At 43.9% G+C, this 20,494-nt stretch carries 16 protein-coding genes; 5 read left to right on the top strand and 11 right to left on the bottom strand.

The annotated features are described in order from the left end of the window. Nucleotides 1-26: 26 nt before the first annotated feature. The 4 genes from rseP to BUC07_RS08615 all read right to left on the bottom strand — a co-directional run bounded on the left by rseP (nucleotide 27) and on the right by BUC07_RS08615 (nucleotide 4,496). Nucleotides 27-1,364 carry an RIP metalloprotease RseP gene (rseP, locus tag BUC07_RS08630; RefSeq protein ID WP_073168424.1) on the bottom strand — a complete coding sequence of 446 codons (1,338 nt, stop codon included), beginning with the start codon at nucleotides 1,362-1,364 and terminating at the stop codon, nucleotides 27-29. A gap of 21 nt (nucleotides 1,365-1,385) precedes the next feature. After that, a complete protein-coding gene (locus tag BUC07_RS08625; RefSeq protein WP_073168423.1) occupies nucleotides 1,386-2,546 on the bottom strand; it encodes a 1-deoxy-D-xylulose-5-phosphate reductoisomerase in 1,161 nt (386 codons plus the stop codon). Between the two features lie 5 nt (nucleotides 2,547-2,551). Beyond that, a complete protein-coding gene (locus BUC07_RS08620) occupies nucleotides 2,552-3,397 on the bottom strand; it encodes a M23 family metallopeptidase (RefSeq protein ID WP_139279516.1) in 846 nt (281 codons plus the stop codon). 97 nt (nucleotides 3,398-3,494) lie between these two features. Then, complete coding sequence (locus BUC07_RS08615; RefSeq protein WP_175552500.1) at nucleotides 3,495-4,496, bottom strand: SRPBCC family protein; 1,002 nt, start codon at nucleotides 4,494-4,496, stop codon at nucleotides 3,495-3,497. A gap of 203 nt (nucleotides 4,497-4,699) precedes the next feature. On the opposite strand from BUC07_RS08615, the gene BUC07_RS08610 reads away from it, so the two are divergent. Further along, the gene (locus BUC07_RS08610) at nucleotides 4,700-6,844 is read left to right on the top strand and encodes a S46 family peptidase (protein WP_073168418.1); all 2,145 of its coding nucleotides are present in this window, start codon (nucleotides 4,700-4,702) and stop codon (nucleotides 6,842-6,844) included. Nucleotides 6,845-6,913: 69 nt separating this feature from the next. Here the strand turns inward: BUC07_RS08610 and BUC07_RS08605 are convergent, their stop codons facing one another. After that, nucleotides 6,914-8,605, bottom strand: a complete 1,692-nt coding sequence (locus BUC07_RS08605; RefSeq protein WP_073168416.1) for a BACON domain-containing protein — start codon at nucleotides 8,603-8,605, stop codon at nucleotides 6,914-6,916. A 23-nt stretch (nucleotides 8,606-8,628) separates the two neighbouring features. Beyond that, a complete protein-coding gene (locus BUC07_RS08600; protein ID WP_073168414.1) occupies nucleotides 8,629-9,534 on the bottom strand; it encodes a hypothetical protein in 906 nt (301 codons plus the stop codon). 132 nt (nucleotides 9,535-9,666) lie between these two features. Here BUC07_RS08600 and rnhA point away from each other — a divergent pair, with 132 nt between their 5' ends. Further along, nucleotides 9,667-10,128: a ribonuclease HI gene (gene rnhA, locus BUC07_RS08595; RefSeq protein WP_073168413.1), complete on the top strand. Its 462-nt coding sequence runs from the start codon at nucleotides 9,667-9,669 to the stop codon at nucleotides 10,126-10,128. Between the two features lie 111 nt (nucleotides 10,129-10,239). Then, complete coding sequence (gene pepF / locus BUC07_RS08590; protein ID WP_083578171.1) at nucleotides 10,240-12,129, top strand: oligoendopeptidase F; 1,890 nt, start codon at nucleotides 10,240-10,242, stop codon at nucleotides 12,127-12,129. A gap of 27 nt (nucleotides 12,130-12,156) precedes the next feature. Here the strand turns inward: pepF and BUC07_RS08585 are convergent, their stop codons facing one another. Beyond that, nucleotides 12,157-13,035 carry an energy transducer TonB gene (locus BUC07_RS08585; RefSeq protein WP_073168411.1) on the bottom strand — a complete coding sequence of 293 codons (879 nt, stop codon included), beginning with the start codon at nucleotides 13,033-13,035 and terminating at the stop codon, nucleotides 12,157-12,159. Nucleotides 13,036-13,159: 124 nt separating this feature from the next. On the opposite strand from BUC07_RS08585, the gene BUC07_RS08580 reads away from it, so the two are divergent. Next, complete coding sequence (locus tag BUC07_RS08580) at nucleotides 13,160-15,049, top strand: glycoside hydrolase family 97 protein (protein ID WP_073168409.1); 1,890 nt, start codon at nucleotides 13,160-13,162, stop codon at nucleotides 15,047-15,049. Here BUC07_RS08580 and BUC07_RS08575 read toward each other — a convergent pair whose 3' ends face one another. The 4 genes from BUC07_RS08575 to BUC07_RS20905 all read right to left on the bottom strand — a co-directional run bounded on the left by BUC07_RS08575 (nucleotide 15,050) and on the right by BUC07_RS20905 (nucleotide 18,774). Next, nucleotides 15,050-15,658 (bottom strand): ribonuclease HII, encoded by a 609-nt coding sequence (locus BUC07_RS08575; RefSeq protein WP_073168407.1) that lies wholly within the window; start codon nucleotides 15,656-15,658, stop codon nucleotides 15,050-15,052. Between the two features lie 6 nt (nucleotides 15,659-15,664). Further along, entirely contained in the window at nucleotides 15,665-16,321 is a 657-nt protein-coding gene (locus BUC07_RS08570; protein ID WP_073168405.1) for a GDSL-type esterase/lipase family protein, read from the bottom strand. Between the two features lie 6 nt (nucleotides 16,322-16,327). Further along, nucleotides 16,328-17,170: a polysaccharide deacetylase family protein gene (locus tag BUC07_RS08565; RefSeq protein WP_073168403.1), complete on the bottom strand. Its 843-nt coding sequence runs from the start codon at nucleotides 17,168-17,170 to the stop codon at nucleotides 16,328-16,330. A gap of 86 nt (nucleotides 17,171-17,256) precedes the next feature. After that, nucleotides 17,257-18,774: a DoxX family protein gene (locus BUC07_RS20905; RefSeq protein ID WP_073168402.1), complete on the bottom strand. Its 1,518-nt coding sequence runs from the start codon at nucleotides 18,772-18,774 to the stop codon at nucleotides 17,257-17,259. A gap of 235 nt (nucleotides 18,775-19,009) precedes the next feature. Here BUC07_RS20905 and BUC07_RS08555 point away from each other — a divergent pair, with 235 nt between their 5' ends. Further along, a complete protein-coding gene (locus BUC07_RS08555) occupies nucleotides 19,010-20,302 on the top strand; it encodes a cysteate synthase (protein WP_175552499.1) in 1,293 nt (430 codons plus the stop codon). Nucleotides 20,303-20,494 lie beyond the last annotated feature (192 nt).

Here is a 20,494-nt window from a genome sequence, read left to right as displayed (position 1 = left end):
CTGATGCAAAAATAGAATTTTTTTACTTAAAAAGTCCCATTAATCATCTTAATTATATCATTTGCGTTGGCAAACAGTACTAATGCTACAAGTACAATCATTCCGGCAATTTGTGCATACTCTAAAAATTTCTCTCCGGGTTTTCTTCCCGACACCATTTCAAAAAAGAGGAACATCACGTGCCCGCCGTCGAGTGCCGGGATGGGCAACAGGTTCATAATGGCCAGGATAATGGAAATGAACGCGGTCATGTTCCAAAATGAGAACCAGTCCCACTGCGATGGGAAAATATTTCCGATGGTGGCAAAACCGCCAAGTGATTCGTACGCTTTTGTTTCGGGGCGAAAAATTAGTTTAAACTGCTTCAGGTAATCTTTGGTAGTTTGCACCCCCCGCTGAATTCCAGCCGGAATCGATTCGAAAAATCCATAATCGACAGTGGCCAGCTCAAACACATCAGTATTGGTAAATGTAGGATAAAAACCCAGTTTACCTTCTTCTGTAACCCCTACTTCTTTTTCAATTTCATTTCCATTGCGAAGCAGCGTAAGTGTAACTTCTTCATTGCTTTTTGATGATAAATAATCGGCAAACTGGTCGTAATACTCAAATTTATTTCCGTCAACGTTCACAAGAACATCTCCTTCCTGAAGACCGGCTTCGTCTGCGGGAGATTCTTTCTCTAACCTTCCAACCTGAATATCGAACGGCCTGCGGGGTGCCATCACCTCTTTACTTTTCAGCATCATGGCCAAATCAGCACTGCTGATTTCAACATTCACCTTTTCGCCATTTCTGTCAACCTGCACCGTTTTTGCATCATCGAAAACAATTGTAGGGATTATTTTCATGAAATTTTCAACCGGTTTGTTTTCAACGGTTAAAATTTTATCGCCATCCTGAAACCCGATTTCTTCGCCTACTTCATTCACTTCAATGCCATATTTCACATTTTCGGTAGGCAGGTAAGTTTCGCCCCAGGCATACAAAACGCCAATGTAGATTAACATGGCAAAAAGGAAATTCATGAGCACACCGCCAAGCATTATCAGCAACCGCTGCCAAGCCGGCTTGGCCCTGAATTCGTAGGGCTTGGGTGGCTGTTTCATGGCTTCCTTGTCCATCGACTCGTCAATCATTCCCGAAATTTTCACATATCCGCCAAGGGGAAGCCAGCCTACTCCATACTCGGTTTCGCCCTTCTTAACTTTAAAAAGCGAAAACCAGGGATCAAAAAACAGGTAAAATTTTTCGACTCTTGTTTTAAAAAGGCGGGCAAACATAAAATGCCCGAATTCGTGCAGTACCACCAGTATTGAAAGGCTTAAAAGTAACTGGGCAGTTTTTATCAATATCGTCTCCATTCTTCTATTATCTGATTTTTCTTAATTCCTGACTCCTGTTAACAATTCTGTAACTCTTCTTGTTTCGGTATTGGTATGAATTAAATCATCCATGTCTGGTTTTTCAATAAAACTCACTTTTTGCATTGCCTTTTCAATCAGGTCGGGCATCTGTAAAAACCCTGTTTTTCCTTCGAGGAAAGCCTGAACCACCACTTCGTTGGCGGCATTTAATACGCAGGGCACATTTCCGCCATCTTCCAAAGCTTTAAAAGCGAGTGCAAGGTTACGAAAAATTTTTGTATCTGGCTTGGCAAAGTCAAGTGTTGGGTAATCGAGAAAACTAAACCGGGGAAAATTATTTTTTATGCGGTACGGAAAACCGAGGGCATATTGAATAGGCAGGCGCATATCGGGCAGGCCCATTTGGGCTTTTATTGAGCCGTCTTCGAACTGAACAAGCGAGTGGATGATAGATTGCGGATGCACCACCACATCAATTTGTGCGGCAGGAAGCCCAAAAAGCCAGCGGGCTTCAATCACTTCAAATCCCTTGTTCATTAACGAGGCCGAGTCGATTGTAATTTTTGCCCCCATGTCCCAGTTGGGATGATCCAGCGCATCGTTAACCGTTACATTTTCCAGTTCCTTTAATGACTTTTCACGAAATGGCCCTCCCGAGCAGGTCAGAATTATTTTCTCAACCGGGTTGGTAAATTCACCCACCAGGCACTGAAAAATTGCCGAGTGTTCAGAATCTACAGGAATAATATCTACCTGGTTTTCTTTTGCAAGCTGTGTAATTATTCCCCCTGCCACAACTAGTGTTTCTTTATTGGCAAGTGCAATATTTTTCCCGGCTTTTACAGCATGGTAAGTTGGTATTAATCCCGAGTAGCCCACCATTGCTGTAAGCACAGTATCAACAGTTTCCATTTGCACAATCTGGTTCAAAGCATCTGTGCCGGCAAAAACTTTAACAGGTTCATTTTCCAATGCGGCAGAAACTTCTTTGTACTTCTTTTCGTTGGCTATAACAACTGCATTGGGCTGAAATTTTTTGGTCTGCTCAATTAATAAACCAACATTGTTGTTGGCCGTTAATACTTCCACCTCAAACATTTCGGGATTTTCAGCAATAACCTCGAGCGATTGAGTTCCGATTGACCCCGTTGAACCAAGAATGGCAATTCTTTTTTTCATAAAACTTAGAAATCAATATATTCTGCCGGATTAACAGCTGTTCCGTCGTGCCAAAGTTCAAAGTGAAGGTGCGGGCCAGTTGTCTGTTCGCCGGTATTGCCAATTATGGCAATGGCTTCGCCGGCCCTGACCCTGTCGCCAACTTTTTTTAGCAACTCGGCGTTGTGTTTGTAAACTGAAATCAATTCAGCATCGTGCTGAATATATATAACGTAACCCGTTTCAATGGTCCACCCCGAAAAAATAACGGTGCCGTCGAGCACCGATGAAATACGGGAGTTTGGCTCGCCCACCAGGTCCACTCCAAAATGTTCGGCCGATGAATTGAAGTGGTTTGAAACAACTCCTTTTACCGGCAAAAAGAAATGAATCTGGCTGAGGCTCAGGTTTTTCCTACTGCCACTCCCCAGCGACAAGCTGGTTTGTTCGGCCAAAAGTTTATCCTGAAATACAGAATCATGGTTATACTCATGAAAATCAACCTGATTGGGTTCTACTGTTGAATCAATAGCAATTTGATCACCGGGAGTTTCGCCCTCCAAAATAGCCTGGATACCATTAAAAAACTTGTCCCGTTTCTCCAGTTCGTTTTCCAGTGAATCGAGTTTTAAGGCAGATTCAACCATCATCTGGCGGTATTCGGATCTCGGATAGCCGGGAATATATTCACGAAGACCGGTTGTGGCAATAAGCAAAATAACGAGCACAACAATCAGTGCCGACAAAAGGCTGGTCACGGTAAATACCTTAAGCCGTGTCAGTTTCATGCTCCAAACCGATTGAAATGTGGTATCGTTATAAATAATTAACCGGTACCGGTCGCTGAGTTTTTTAAACAGTTTTTCCTTCACTTTCCCCTGCCATTTTTGCAAGCTACAAATTTAGTAAGAAATGATAAACCACAGCAGGGTTTAGGTTTTTTTAACCACTGACCAATAAACGCAGGGGTTACCTCACCGGATAGCAGATTTTCGTGTGCCATTTGTCGGGGTCTGCTTCATTGGCCGGGTTGGTGGCATACATTTCAATTGGTGGACCTGCAAGTTTAAATTTCCGGGTTTCAATCCAGTTTTGAATGGTGGTATGTGCAATCTCCAGTTGCTGGTAGTCGCCAAAATAGCTCAGCGTTGCGCATGTATTTGCCGGGAATTTCCCTGTTTGAAAGGGTTCCCGGGGTGTGATTTCTCCTGAAACCGGGAATCCGCATTCCAAATCAATGGTCCCGTCGGCAATTTCATGATAAATGGCAAACGGCATTCCGGCAGTTTCAGCCGCTGAATTTTCAATGAACCCGGTCACCTCATCAAACATTTCCCCCATTTTTTCACTCACAATTTCAGCACTTACTTTTTCGCGGATTCCGGCATAGTAAAACGGTTCCACACTTGTCAGCTCAACAATCAGCGCGTTTTCATCATCCAGCACTTCACATACAGTTTTCAGATAATCAAGGCTTTCCTGTAAATCGGGCCCCACAATTTTATTCTTCAGCAAACCCGCCCAACGTGCAAACGGATTGTAACCCACGTCGCAAACCAGCAACCAGGTCAGCACAGTTTCTTCGCCTTTCTGTTGAAGGGAAAATTCCATTTCTGAAGGTCGCTTGTCAGGGAATTCAATTTTAAAATGAATCAAACTGTAAGGATCCGACTCAACAATCGTTAACCGGCCTCTCTTATTTTCAAATTGTTCACTTTCCCAAACAACTCCTGCGCTGTCGCCAACACCGTTATTTATAAACCTCAGTTTGAGATCAGGATCATCAATGTGCCATTTCGACCATTTCTCCCAGCTGTGCAAATCGTTTACCTGGCTGAAAACAATTTTGGGGGAAGAGTTTATGGTTGTATTCCGCTCAATTTCAACGTTACGCGGCAACAAATAGGCCAGCAAAATGAAGAGCGCAAAAACAAACAAAATCCACATTAATGTGCGTATAATTTTTTGCATAGTTGTATTCATTTTTAACGTACTGAAAGTAATTCATTTTTAGTTGAAATCAAAAACCGGTAATTTAATTTCTTTCGGCATTTTGTCCGTTTGAACCAGCTTCCCTTAACACATTCGCCCAGGAAAAGACAAATGTCACCAGCTAATGAAATTTGAAATATTATATTTGCGGTTCCAATATTTTAAATGAAGAATAAAAAAAGATGAGAAAATTGAGTTTTTTACTGCTCCTTGCAACACTGTTTGCGGGCAAAGCAGTTGCAGATGAAGGGATGTGGCTTCCCTCGTTAATTCACAAACTGAATATTAATGAAATGCAGGAGATGGGCCTCCAATTGAGTGCCGACGACATCTACAGCATAAACAATTCAAGCCTCAAAGATGCAGTGGTTGCCCTCGACCGGGGTTCTTGCACCGCGGAACTTGTTTCAGAAGACGGTTTGCTGCTCACCAACCACCATTGTGGCTTTGGAGAAATCCAGGCACACTCAAGTGTTGAAAACGATTATTTGCAGGATGGTTTTTGGGCCATGACACGCGATGCAGAACTGCCCAACCCGGGAAAAACAGTTTCTTTTCTGGTTCGCATTGAAGACGTAACCGACAAAGTGCTGGCCGACGTAACCGATACCATGAGCGAAGAAGAAAGAAGAAATGAAATACGCTCGGTTACAAGCAAACTGGAAAATGAAGCCAAAGGCGATACTCATTACGAAACGTATGTACGCAGCTTTTTCAATTCCAACGAATATTACCTGTTTGTTGTGGAAACGTTCCGCGACATCCGCCTGGTGGGGGCACCACCACAGGCACTGGGTAAATTTGGCGGCGACACCGATAACTGGATGTGGCCCCGCCATACCAGCGACTTTGCCATGTTCCGCGTTTATGCCGGCCCCGATGGAAAACCTGCCGATTTCTCAGAAGAAAATGTCCCATACCATCCCAAACACTTTTTGCCCATTTCTTTAAAAGGCATTGAAGAAGGCGATTTTGCCATGGTTATGGGCTATCCCGGCAGCACCAACCGGTACAAAACTTCGTATGGAGTAGATTACACCATGCAGGTAACCAACCCGGTACGCGTTGAAGTTCGCGAAAAGAAACTCGATATTCTCGACGATTATATGAATACCAGTCAGAAAGCACGTATTCAGTATGCCTCAAAATATGCAGGCAGCTCCAACTACTACAAATACAGCATCGGCCAAAACAGGGGGCTGAAAAACCTGGAAGTTATTGCCAAGAAAAAAGAACTGGAAGATGAATTTACAAGCTGGGTTAATGCCAACAGCGAACGCCGTGAAAAATACGGTGAAGCACTGAAGTACATTGCCGACACCTACGCTGACAATGCTGACAATAAAGCGCGGGAATATATGGCCGAATCTTTGATCCGCGGACCGGAAATTTTTATGTTTGCCTATCGCACGCTCCCTTTGTACCGTATGCTCGAAGAAGGTGACCATGGCCCTGAACGGGAACAAATGATTGCCGACAGAATTGCAGAAAGCCTCGACAATTTCTATAAAGACTACCATGCTGAAACCGACATGAAAGTTGCTGCGGCGTTAATGGAGCTTTATGCTGAAAACAATCCGGTGAAATACCATCCTGACTTTTTTGAAGATGCGCGGAAAAAAGGATTTGAAAAATACACCGAAAAAATGTTCAGAAAGTCGATGTTCGATGATCAGGAAGAACTGACAGAATTTCTGAAAGCCCCACGTTTCAAGGATCTGAAAAAAGACTGGGTTTTTCAGGCTTCGCGCGATATTTTCGATAAATTCCGTGAGATTGGGGAACTGGCCAGCCAAAAAGATGACCAGCTTGCCAAAGGCCGCCGCCTGTTTGTGGCCGGTTTAATGGAAATGCAGGAAGACAAAAGTTTCTACCCCGATGCCAATTCAACCATGCGCCTTACCTACGGGCAGGTACTCGATTATGAACCGCGCGATGGTGTGATTTACAAACACTACACGACTACCGACGGATACCTGGAAAAAGAAATTCCGGGCGACAACGAATTTCACGTGCCGGAAAGAATGAAAAATTTACTGCAGGCCGAAAATTTTGGCCGCTATGCAAACGAAGAAGGTGAACTCGTTGCCTGCTTCATTACCAACAACGACATTACCGGCGGCAACTCCGGAAGCCCCGTTATTAACGGAAAAGGCGAACTCATCGGGATTGCATTCGACGGCAACTGGGAAGCCATGAGCGGCGACATTGCCTTCGAACCCGAACTGCAACGCTGCATTAACGTGGACATCCGGTTTGTGCTGTGGGTAATCGACAAATATGCCGGCGCCACACACTTAATTGACGAAATGTTGATTGTGGAATAAAGAACTTATTTCTTTCAAAGAAAACAGGCTTCACTTCGAATTAAGTAAAGCCTGTTTTTTTATTACCTGCTACAATGGTAACCGCTGAATTGACCACATATTCGGGTCGTTGTGATCTGCCGGAGGTTGTTCCTGAATCACCCAGATTTCACTGCCCGAAACCGATGGAAAAATTTTCACTGTTTCCGACCACCACGTATTTCCTGGAGGATAACCAAATGGCGGGTTTGGACTAAGTTCCAGCGTTTTTTGTTCCACAAGCGTATTGTGATCAATTATCTTAATGTAGGAAGTGCTTCGGTTCCAGGGCACATCACATGCAATAAAAATTTTCCCCGGAGAATTTTGGTGTGCCATAGAATAGATTGTCAAGTCACTGGAAAAATCAAATTCACCAAGTACCGGCGGAGTTTCCATGCTCCACAATTGCCCGGGCACATATTCAGGGATCTGATAAATACGGCGCGTACCGGCAAATATCCGCTCTCCGTCTTCAGCCAGCCAAAACCCGTTAAGCGACATCCAATATTCGTTTAGCGAATCGGGAACCAATTCATGGGAAATATCGAAAACAAACAATCCATCTGGGCTCCAGCCCGGCCGGGAAGCAAGAAGTAAATTTTTCCCCGGAACTTTTTTAAGAATAGAAATACCTCCGGTGTAATTTTTCGCCTTGTTTCGGTTTCCTGATTCCAAATCGAGGCCGGTCAGGTAATAACCAAATTCTGAATTTTCCAGAAAAAACAAGCGGTTTTCTGAGGCAAAAGCAATATTTGCCGGAATATTTCCTGCCGGATAAGTTTGGAGCAACGCCCCGGAATTAGCGGAATAGGTTGAAATTTCAGCATTCGAAAATCCAACAGCGAAGGTGCTTTCGTCTTCCGATATATCAAAACATTGCGGAATTCGATCGAGATTCAGCGTATCGGCATCCTGCGAATCGGCGCTGAAAAAGAGCAGGTTGTTGGGATTTTTAGTTAACACCACTACCTGATTCATGTTTTTGATGTACCTGGCGTCAATAAATTCACCCGACAAATAATTGCCGTAATAGGCTGATTCTTCTATGGTAAATTTAAATTCAATGAAATAGGATGAAGAAGCTGCATTGTGCCGGATTTCCACCTTCCCGGAATATTCACCCGGTTCAAGGTCTTCGGAATCAATAGTATATTGCCAGATTCCGTATTCATGTGCGTTAAGCATTCCTTCGGTGGTTTCCAGCGTCAGCCAATCGGGTTTGTTCACCACTTCCCACAAAAGAATTCCGTAACCGCTGTTATTAATCTGGTACATGCCCTGGAACGTGTAGTCCACTTCAATCACCGGCGGCGTGTTGCTGATATCCGGTTCACCCACATTCCAAACCACAATTGTGTGCTGCACCAGTCCAACATCTTCCACCTCAAAAACCAGCGGAAGGGCAAAAATGCCAAGGTCAAAATACATTTCGTTTTTGTTTACGCTGAATTGAAAATTCACCCCGGAGCCCGGATTTACAGTGCCTTCCTTCGGGCTGACTTCCAGCCACCGCGGAAACTGAAAAAGTTTCCAGGAAGCCGCTTCTGTATTTCGCATATTGATTTCCTGCTCAAAGCTCTGGACATCGCTCATCACAAAAATGGAATCACCCGCCACATAATCTGTTGGATATTTTGTATCCAGAAAATCGTTACTGCATGAGGCCAGCAATCCAATCAAAATGAGCAAGCCAAAACCAAATTTTGAATGAAATTTATTTTTTCTGTGAATTGTTTTCATGTTCTTCGTTTCAAGGTAATTGATTACAAATAAAATCTCAGTCCTGCTCCAAGATCAACTCTCGACAAACCTTCCATTTGTTCTTTTTCCAGTTTAATATCCTGAATATTATCGCCATTGTTGACTTTTATTTTCGAGATGGTTGACTGAAAAAATCCCGCGCACAGAGCCACTGAAATTTTTTTCCCGATAAAATACTCCAGACCAAATTCCGAGTTCCCGCCATACGCCTTCCCGGTAATCAGCAAAGGAGTGTAAATAATTACCGATTCTTCCCTGAAAAGAGTAAGGCCGCTGGAAACCTGTCCGTAAAACTTAAATTTAGGGTTTATCCGGTGCTGCATATAAAGCGATAAACCCACGTAATTGGTGTAAATGTTATCGGTGAATTTGCCGTAAATAAAAGTGTATGTATCTCCCGAATCAACCGCCCCGTGAAGGCTTCCTGAAGAATGGTGAAACTGGTAATCGACTCCCAGTCCGCAGTTTTCCCAAAACATGTAGTGTATCTGTCCGGCAGTTTTAACTCCTGTTTTTAGCTGTTTGAAATAGGAATCAATTTCCGAAGAGGGAATTCCCTGGTTTTCCAGATTTCTTCGCGATTCTTTTGTGCTGGCAATGCGGTAACCTCCGCCACCAGTTATTGAAAACCGCCATCTTTCGGTTTGAAAAACGTTGCTTGTAAAACTGTTTTCGGATTTCTCCGCATCACTAACCTGCCATGATTTAACATCTCTTCGGCTGATGCTCGATTTGGTTTTCACTTCTCTGGTGAACTGCGTGAAATGGATGTATTGAGCGGATACCCGGTTGATTTTGCAATCAATAGTATCGTTTGAAATAGTGATAATCCTGTCCTGGGCAGAAGAAGACAGAAAAAATCCCAGCCCCAAAAGCAGGGTTACGGTCAATAATCGGGTTTTAAACATTGAAGATGGTTTTTTTGATATTCGCGTAAAGATAGACTTAAAATTTCTAAAAAATTATGTTGTGAATTGACTCTTTTTATTGGATTTTAAAAAAATTACATCCTCTTTTGTACCAACTTTTGTTAAGTGAAAATGGCAAAACCTAAAATAACGATATACACTGACGGCGCTGCCCGCGGGAATCCCGGCCCGGGAGGTTACGGAATTGTGCTGATTTCGGGGCAGTACCGCAAGGAACTTTCGCAGGGATACCGCAACACCACCAACAACCGCATGGAACTGCTGGCCGTGATCGTAGCACTCGAAACACTCAAAATTCCCGGTAGTGAAGTCACTATTTACACCGACTCTAAATACGTGGCCGACGCTGTGGAAAAAGGATGGGTATTCAACTGGGTGAAAAAACGGTTCAAAGGCAAAAAAAATCCCGACCTCTGGATGCGTTTTCTGGAAATCTACAAAAAACACCACGTGAAATTTGTGTGGGTGAAAGGCCATGCCAACAATCCGCTCAACGAACGCTGCGACCAGCTGGCCGTGGAAGCTTCCATGCAGCCTGGTTTGTTGGAAGACACTGGTTATCAAACTTCATGAAATACGCAAAAAAATGGATTTTGTCATAGAATAAAATCCCATTTCACTTTAAATTGCAGCTTTCTTTCAGAAAAATATTTTCAGAAATAAAACATATTAAATATTTCGAACATGAAACATTTCAAACTTTCTGCCAAAACCCTCCTGGTAATCATCCTGACAATTTTAACCAGCTCAACCGGATTTGCCCAGCAACCACGTGAAGAAATAGCCGAAAAATACAAATGGAACTTTTCCGACATGTATGAATCGGATGCTGCATGGCGCGAAGCCCTTGAAAGTTTCAAGCAGAAAATAAATGAAATTGACCAGTACAAAGGAACCCTGACCGAATCGCCTGAAAATTTACTGAAGGCCCTGCAGTTCAATACAGAACTGAGCAAGCAGGCCAGCAAAATATACACCTACGTGTCGATGAAATCGGATATTGACACGCGCCAAATGAAATACAACGGCATGAAACAGGAAGTGCAGCAGATTTTTTCTGAATTTGGTGCACGCTCCGCATTCTTTCAACCCGAAATTTTATCGGCCAGCCAGGAAAAAATAGAAGGTTTTATTGAGGAAGAACCTCAACTTGAAATTTACCGGATGGGCCTGGAAAATATGTTCCGCACCAAAAAACACACGCTCAGTGAACCCGAAGAGCGCATCATGGCTCTGTCTGGCTTGGTAACGGGTGTGCCCAATGCGGTTTTTAACACTTTTTCGAATGCCGAAATGCCCCGGCCTTCTGTTACGCTATCGAACGGCGAAGAAATACAGATTGGAACAGCAGCCTACAGTCGTTACAGGGCGCATCCCAACCGCAACGACCGCCGGAAAGTATTTGAAACGTACTGGAACAATTTCGGTGATTTCAGTGGCACCTACGGAGAAATGCTCTACGGAAATGTAAAAACCCACATTTTTAATGCGCGGGCACGCAGCTACGAATCGTCGCTCGAAGCTTCGCTTTATCCCAACAATATCCCGGTTGAGGTCTATCATTCATTAATTGACAATGTGAATAAAAACCTCCCGGCATTTCATCGCTACCTGAACATTAAAAAGCGAATGATGGAGGTGGACACGTTGCGATACTACGATTTGTACGCTCCCGCTGTAAAGGATCTCGATTTGAAATACGAATATGACGAGGCAAAACAAATCATTCTGGAAGCGCTGGAACCACTGGGTGAAGAGTATGTTTCAACAGTTGAAAAAGCATTTAATGAGCGCTGGATTGATGTCTATCCGTCTGAGGGAAAATCCTCGGGCGCTTACTCCAATGGCTCCGATTACGACGGGCATCCCTACATTCTGCTAAATTACAACGATTTATACAGCGACGTGAGCACGCTTGCCCACGAGTTGGGGCACACCATGCAAAGCTACTTTTCAAATAAAACACAGCCTTACCCGCTGGCCGATTACTCCATTTTTGTTGCTGAAGTGGCCTCCACTTTTAATGAAGTGCTGCTGTTTAATTACATGCTCAACAAAATTGAAGACGACAACGTGAAGCTCTCATTGCTTATGAACTGGCTCGATGGTTTTAAAGGAACGCTTTTCAGGCAAACGCAATTTGCTGAGTTTGAATTGAAAATCCACGAGGAGGCAGAAGCCGGAAAACCGCTGACCGGCCAATCGTTTTCATCCATTTACGACAACATTGTGAAGCGTTACTACGGGCACGAAAAAGATGTGTGCTTTATTGATGACTACATTGATATGGAATGGGCTTTTATTCCGCATTTCTACTACAATTTTTACGTGTACCAGTACAGCACCTCTTTTACAGCGTCCATTTCGCTGGCCGAAAAAGTTTTGAGCGGTGACCAGGAAGCACTTAAAAAATACATCGAATTCCTTTCGGCAGGTGGTTCCGATTATTCCATTGATCTACTAAAAAAGGCAGGCGTTGACATGACTTCTTCTGAACCATTCGACAAGGCAATTGAAGCAATGAACGGCGTGATGGACCAAATTGAAGAAATACTGGATAAAAAAAAGCAGTAAAAAAAGGCGAATTCTGTAAAAATAACCTCAGTTGATTTCCCAGTACAACATGCTGCCTTTCAGTTCAAGGTAGTCGAAATCGAAATACCGGTAAATAAAATTAATGGGGAAAAGCTGATAGTAACGAACGGGCTGTCCGTTGAGTTGCGCAGGCACCCATTTATCGGGGAGGGTGTGAAATGCCTGCAGGGCAAGATTGTTGAGCTCCCGGGTCATGCCCTCTTCAATGCGTATGCCGTCAATTTCGCCATTTTCCATAACAACAAAACCAACCACAATCCGGCCTTCAACATCCGAAATATCTACTTCCGATTCCTGAAACGTTTTTAAAATGTGGTCGTGCAAATAGGGCATTCCCAACGAAAAACGTGGTTCAGTATCCACCGAATAAAAAACATTGTCGATGTAATTTTCTCCGTTCTCCTTCCGGTTCCTGTTCGAAACCAGTTCATTTTCAACATATTCCGAGACTGACTTTTTATTGCCGTTCGGATAAAACTCGGTAACCGTACCATGTAATATCAACGGTAATTTTGAAAGCGTAAATCCTTCGCGTTTAATTTGTCCCCTCTGCCAGTCAGTAAATTTGAAAAGTGAATCGTTTTTTGGCGAGAATGTCCGGGTTAGTTTTTCCCTCGAAAAGGTTTTTCCTCTGACAGTAACAGAAAAAACTGAAGGTTTTTCAATTTTAATTTTTTCAGTAAATGTCCGCATCCATTCACCATCTTCCCATCTGCTGGTGCGCACTCTCACTCTTTTATCAGAGCGGTATTTAATTTCTTTTTTGAATATTTTGGTATTTACTTCTCCGATTTTCCCGTTCACTCCAATGAACAAAACTGTATCATTTTGCCCGGAAAGGCCGCACGGAAACAAAAAAAGCAGTATAACAATCAGTTTCTTCATTTTTTAATACTTGCCAATCAACCTGGAAAGTTCAGACTCAATTACTGAAATTAATGAAAAGAAAACACAATCAAGTACTTCTCCTGTTCTTTTTATATTTTTAAAGCCAAAATTCAATTGAAAAATGAAGAATCTGATCTATTTATTCACCGCTTTGTTCCTGTTTTCCTGTGCACAAAATCAATCAGCAACTGTTCAAAGTCCCGATGGAAAAATCCGGCTTCAATTTGGAGTAAACGATTCGGGCCGACTATTTTACTCGGTTGATCACAACAAAAACAATGTAATCCGGGAATCGCAACTGGGTTTTCAATTTTCAAAAAATGATTTCTTTGGAAAAAATCTTGAGATGGTATCAAGCGAGCAAACTTCAGCCGATGCCACCTGGAAACCTGTTTACGGCGAACAGGCTGAAATCAGGAATCATTACAACCAGTTAAAAGTTCAGCTACGGGAAACAACTACTCCGGGCAGGAAATTCGAAATGACTTTCCGTGTTTACAATGAAGGCGTTGCTTTCAATTATACTTTTCTGCCAAACGATGGAGATAATTCGCTTACAATTGAAAAAGAGCTAACCGAGTTTCACCTCCCGGGTAATTATGACAGTTGGGTGGCCAACCGTGCTCAGGCAGAATACCGCAGAACTCCGGTAAACGAAATATCAGAACCTGCTGAACGTCCGCTCGTGATTGAAGCAGATAAGAATTTCCTCGCCATTGGCGAAGCAAAACTGATTGATTTTTCGCGGATGAAACTGCAGGCCGGCAAAAAGGAAAATTCGCTGGTGGCTGTCCTTCACGACGAACCAACAGTTGAACTTCCTTATACTACCCCGTGGCGCACCATCATGATTGGCGATTCACCCGGAGAACTACTCGAAAACAATTATTTTGTATTGAACCTGAACGATCCTTGTGCCATCGATGATGTTTCGTGGATAAAACCGGGAAAGGTAATTCGTGAAGTCACGCTCACCACGGAGGGAGGTTTGGCTTGTGTTGACTTTGCCGCCCAAAACGGACTGCAATATGTAGAGTTCGATGCCGGATGGTACGGTCCTGAAGGCGATGAAAAATCGGATGCAACCACGGTTACCGTTGACCCTTCCCGTTCGCCGGGCCCGCTCGATTTGCGCCGGGTAATTGAATATGCAGAAAATAAAGGAATCGGGATAATTGTTTATGTGAATCGTCGCGCGCTGGAAAAACAGCTTGACGAAATTCTGCCGCTTTACAAATCGTGGGGAATTAAAGGCGTAAAATACGGTTTTGTGCGGGTGGGCGACCAGAAATGGACAGCCTGGTTGCACGAAGCCGTGAAAAAAGCAGCCAACAACCAGTTGATGGTCGATATTCATGACGAATACCGCCCCACTGGATTTTCGCGAACCTATCCCAATTTAATGACACAGGAAGGAATTCGTGGCGATGAAGAAAGTCCGTCGAACCAACACACGCTGATTACACTTTTTACACGTATGTTGGCGGGAGCAGGCGATAATACCATTTGTTACTATGCACCGCGGGTAACTGAAGAAATGAGCGGCCATGTTTCGCAGCTGGCAAAAGCAGTAATGATGTACAGTCCGTGGCAGTTTCTGTTCTGGTACGACCGGCCATCTTCGCCATCAACCAACCTGGGCGGTGTACCCGGTTCCGATGGTTACATTCAAAATGACCCGGAACTGGAATTTTTCAACCAAATGCCCACCGTTTGGGACGAAACAAAAGTGCTGGAAGGTAAAATCGGGGAATATGCCACCATCGCCCGCCGAGCTGATAATGATTGGTTTTTGGGATCGCTCACAGGAGAAGAATCCCAAACGCTCGAATTGGATCTCTCCTTTTTAGATTCCAGCAAAAGTTATGAAGCAACAATTTACACGCACAATGAAAATTCGCCCTCATCAACAAACGTGGGAATTGAAAAAAGAGAAGTTGATTCTGAAACTGAGCTAAATTTTGAAGTGGCTGCTAATTCAGGATTGGCAATCCATTTTCAGGTTGAATAATCAAAAATCCAACGCCAACTGCTCATCTTTTAACCGAAACGAAAGCCGGTGATATTTGCTTATTCCGTTAACAGCAATGGCTTCGCGATGAAATTTGGTGGCGTAGCCTTTGTTTTTCACCCAGTCGTACACCGGAAATTCGCGGTGGATTTTCGCCATGTACTCGTCGCGCCAGGTTTTGGCAAGCACCGAAGCTGCAGCAATGGAAAGAAAACGTCCATCGCCTTTTATCATGCAGGTAAACGGGATGTCGGTTTGCGGACGAAAACGGTTCCCGTCGATGAGCAGGTGCTGCGGCTTTACTTTCAATTTTTGAATGGCCCGGTTCATGGCCAGAAAGGAAGCATTCAGGATGTTCACTTTATCGATTTCTTCGTTGGAAACCATTTCAACTGCCCAGGCCAGTGCTTCCTTTTCAATGGTTGGACGCAGTTCATTTCGTTGTTTTTCGGAAAGTTGTTTGGAATCGTTCAGAAACGGATGTTCAAAATTTTCAGGCAGAATGACCGCCGCTGCCGCCACCGGCCCGGCCAGGCAACCGCGACCCGCCTCGTCGCAGCCGGCTTCAAGTAATCCTTTTTTATAATAACCAAGTAACGAACCCGCCATTTTGCGCTATTCAAAATATTGCAACAAAACTTCTCCCCAAATATCGTAGCCTTTTTTATTCATGTGAAGGTTGTCATCCAAAAAAACATCGGTAAAAACCTGTCCGTTTTCATCGAGCATTGGGCTCCACACATCGGCAAATTCCAGGTTGTCGGTCTTCCTGCACAACCTTTCCAGTTTTCGGTTCAGCCTGTTGTATTTTTTGCTGTATAGCCAACGCGCCACGCTTGGTTTGGCCGAAATCAAAACTACTTTTGTGTGGGGTAAATCTTCCTGAATCATTCCAACAAGCAATTTCGCTTCTTTATAAATTTCCCGTGGTTTTTCTTCGTCGGCAATGTCGTTATCACCCTCGTAAATAAACAGGTAATCGGGATTGTATTCGGGAATTAACTCTTCGTAAAAATAAATCAGATCGCTGAAATGTGAACCACCAAAACCATTGTTAATCACGTTGAATTCGGGGAAATACTCTGCCACATCTTTCCACATTTTCACGCTGGAGCTTCCGGTGAAAACGGCGATTTTCTTCCCGGACTCAAATTGATATTCTTTTTGAATAAGTTCATCGATTTCGTTTTTAAACCGGTTGGGATCCTGGGCGCTAAGGGTAAAAACGCCAAACAGCAAAACAATCACTTCCAGATATCGTAAAAATCTCATCTTCAACTATTTTAAATCTTTATAACTAATCAGTTTTATTCCTTTTTTCTGAATGGTTTGCTTCACCTTTTCGCTGGTAAAAACGCGGGTGACCCATTCGCGATCTTCGGCCACATTCTCGTAACCCACGTGACCCACGGTTTTCATTTCATGGGAAGCAACTGCCGGATGTTCCACAAAAAGGTATTGGCCAGGGGTAAGTTTTTCGAGATTCATGCAAAATTCTTCGATGCGTTGTTCCATGGGCGCATCCCTGTCCCAGCCGGTGAAACGCTGCAATCCTTCGGTATTCACTTTTAGATTGTACTCTTTAGCCAGCCGGTTCACCAGTTCGGCAATTTTCGGGTCGAGCATGGTAAAACCCATGTGGTTGGAAAGGTGCGAAATATGCGACACATGCTTCAGCGAGAGTTCGATTTGTGCACGCAGTTCCTTTTCAACTTCTGCCAGGTTCCAGTCCGATTCAGAAATGGAAGAACCTTCCGGGAAGTTGGGATTCTTCCAAACCATCGGAAGAAAATAGCCGTCCTCGTCCACCAGGCCGGGGCAATGAATAAGTGGGCGCCACTTTACGTTGCTCCACTCACTGGTTAGTGTGAGGTGAATGCCTACATCGAGTCCCGGATTTTCGTTCAGTAGTTGCACCGCCTCGGGGAACCAGGCACAAACCGGCATCAGTTCCACCGAGCGGGCAATTCCATTTTGGTACGATTCAATGCAACCCACATTCGCCGCGTGAAACGAACCGATATCGTCGGCCCGGACGAGGAGGTAAATGGTGTTGTCATTCTGAGCAGTTCCCATAAAAACTGACATTAATAAAACGAAGAAAAAGAATAATTTTTTCATGCTAAAATTTATTTTGGGTTTTCCTTTGCGACTTGGCGAGAACTTATAATCACGCGAAGACCCAAAGTTAATTGACAACAATCCTCTCATCCAAACCACTCCCGTTTTCTGCCCTGCAAGTTGTTCAGCGTATCGATGGTGATGTTCACGTCGTTTACAATCTGAAAATCGAACATGCCCACACAAATAAAATCGGCACCGTTTTGGAACGCCCATTTAAAGCCGTCTTCGGGCGAAATAGCCCCGGCAGCAAGTACTTTGAAACCCATTACCGGAACTTTGGCCCGCTCAACAAACGCAGTGGTTTTATCCGGGAACAGACAGAAACAATTGTCGTGAAACCGGTTGTGGTCGAGGTGTTTTTTGCCATCCACTTCAAACGGCACCCGGTTTTCACGTGGGTGTGCCGACCAGTATTGATCGTGGTGCATGGTTTTCATGTAATAATCCGGTATAATTCCCTGTTCCTCGCAGGCAATGAGTGAATCCACCGTGTGCGAAGCCAGTCCGGCAGTGTAGCCTTGCGAGCGAATGCGATCCATCATTTTTTCTATCACATCCAATTTATTGTCGCGCACCAGCCAGTCGCACCAGTTTCCCTGGATTTGGATCACATCCATTCCCGAGTCGATGGCTTTGTCAATATTGACGTAGTAATCGCTATTCTCCATATCAGGATGCACCTGAACAATTACCTTGATGTTGCTGCCGGTCATTTTCCGGTATTTCACCATGGTTTCAATAGTTGGGAACCCGATATTTATGGAGTCGATTCCGGCTTTTTCGGCCAGCATCAGGGTTTCAAAAATCTTTTTTTCGGTGTTGTACGCCCGGAAAAGCGAGGGTACGTAAATGAGGTCGCGAGAGTGTGCCCATCCGCCAATAAGATTCCCGCCCAAAACGAGCCGGCTGAATTCCATGTTGCCTATTTTACCTTTTGGCAATTCACCTTTCAGTTCCGAAATGTCTGCACCGCCCACCTGGATGGTTGCCCCGGAAAGTGTATCGACACCATATTTTTCGTTGCTGCTGAAAGCCCCCCAGCCCAAAACTCCAAGAGCCGGCAATGTAGCCAGGTTTTTCAACGCTTCCCGGCGCGACGAAACCGCATTTTCATTTTCAATTGCCTGTTCGGTTTTCTTTTTTGGAAGAAAGTAGGGCAATGCATGAATTCCAAAACCTTTTTCTTTCAAAAAGAAAAGGGTAATCAATGCCAACGCTTCAATCAGGTTTCTGTTTACCACAAAAACATTCCCTTCAACAGCTCCCATCTGTAATCCTCCAAAAGGTGGATATGCAAAATAATAAAGCAGTAAAAGTACCACGCCCGAAATGGCGGAAACACGAATAGCCACGCCAAGAAACAGCGCCAGACCGATTAAAATCAGGGCCACAATGTTAACGGGATCGATTATGCTCATCAATGTTTCGGAGCCACCCATCCAATGGTAAAAACCGGCAAAAGGCCCGGTGGCATTTGCCAGGTAGCCTGCTGCCGACCAGTTTTCGATCCATAATTTCGACAATCCTTCATACAAAAAATGCCAGCCAATGGCCACGCGGAAAAAGGTGATGATGAGTTTTTTCAAGTCCGGTTTATTCATGATTCAGTAATTGATTTTATGAAACCTGATTATTCCAAAACGAAAATAATGAAATGGCGCTAAGATTTAATTTTTAGCAAAACAACTTTCATTTTCATTACTTAATTTAGATTTCTTCTTGATAATCAATCTTTAAAACTGTTGATTTCTCGCCATGTTCCCAATTAAATCAAAATTGTATCTTTCATAAATTCGTCAAATTATTACATTTGTGGCTTACTGAAAAATCAATATAATGAACAGCACATTTGCGAAAACCAATTACCTTCTGCAATCTGTAAAATCGGGAAAAACTTTTGATGACACCGGCTGGGTGTTGGATGCACCCAATGAAAAAGATCCCACTTTAATTCGGGCCATTTATGAAGAAAAGCAACTTGACGTAAAAGACGATTCATGGGGGCTTTACAAATTTGCTGATTGGCTTCCGGTGAGCCGCACATTAAAAGGTTCGTCGGCTCCGGTTACTTATAAGAGCGAAAAACTGGCGGCCGAACTTGGTTTGAAAAACCTGTGGATTACCTTCAGCGGCTACTTCCCCGAAAAAGGGGCAAGCATGACTACCTGCAGTTTTAAGGAAACGGAAGCCTACTCGGTTTGCGGAAGAATGACCCCTGAGATGGATAAAGTCCTGGTGGTTGCGTCAGCCGGAAACACCTCTCGTTCGTTTGCAAAAGTTTGCTCCGAAAACAATATCCCGTTGCTTATTTGTGTTCCGGAAGACAACCTCGACGCACTTTGGTTCGACGAACCGCTGAACGATTGCGTAAAACTGATTTGCAGCCGCTCGGGAAGTGATTATTTTGATGCCATTCATCTTTCGAATATAGTTGCCGGCCTGGATGGGTTTATTCCCGAAGGGGGAGCTAAAAACGTGGCCCGCCGCGACGGAATGGGCACAACTGTTTTATCGGCAGCCACTACCATCGGGCAGATTCCGGAATATTATTTCCAGGCTGTTGGAAGCGGAACAGGCGCTATTGCAGCGTGGGAAGCCAACCTTCGTTTGCTGGAAGACGGCCGGTTCGGCAAAAATAAAATGAAACTGATGGTTTCGCAGAATGCGCCGTTTGTACCCATATCAAATGCATGGAAAGCCGGTTCGCGTGCTATGCTGCCGCTGGATGAGTCGCTGGCCCGCAAACATGTGGAAGAAATTGATGCCAAAGTGCTTTCAAACCGAAAACCGCCTTATCCAATAGCCGGCGGATTGTACGATGCGCTGAAAGATTCCGGCGGCGATGTGCTGATTGCCACCAACGAGCAAGCCAGGGCTGCCGCAAAATTATTTGAAAAAACAGAAGGAATCGACGTTCATCCTGCAGCAGGCATAGCAACTGCTACTTTGATAGATACAACTCGCCAGAACCAAATTGATAAAGAGGCGCTAATAATGCTGAACATTACCGGCGGGGGTGAAAAACGGTTTAAAACTGAAAAAAACCTCTTCTACCTGAAACCGGACATAATTTTCGACATTGAACCCGATCCTGCCGATGTAGAAAAAAAGGTAACAGCACTCTTCTGAATCCTGGGTTCTTAAATTACCAACCGATTTAAATTTTACATTACCTTTGGTATAGGTGCAATACGCCATTTTTTCGTCAGAATTGAAAGAACTAATTAAGGTTTGCTGAAAAACAATATTAACAATTGATTGTCAATAAATTACATACAAAAAAGTCACACAATTTAGCTTCAAAGTGCAAACAAAATATTA

The organism is Tangfeifania diversioriginum (assembly GCF_900141875.1).
GTDB classification, from domain to species: Bacteria; Bacteroidota; Bacteroidia; order Bacteroidales; family Prolixibacteraceae; genus Tangfeifania; species Tangfeifania diversioriginum.
The sequence above is the reverse complement of the archived record's forward strand: the minus strand, read 5'-3'. Positions and strand labels throughout refer to the sequence as shown.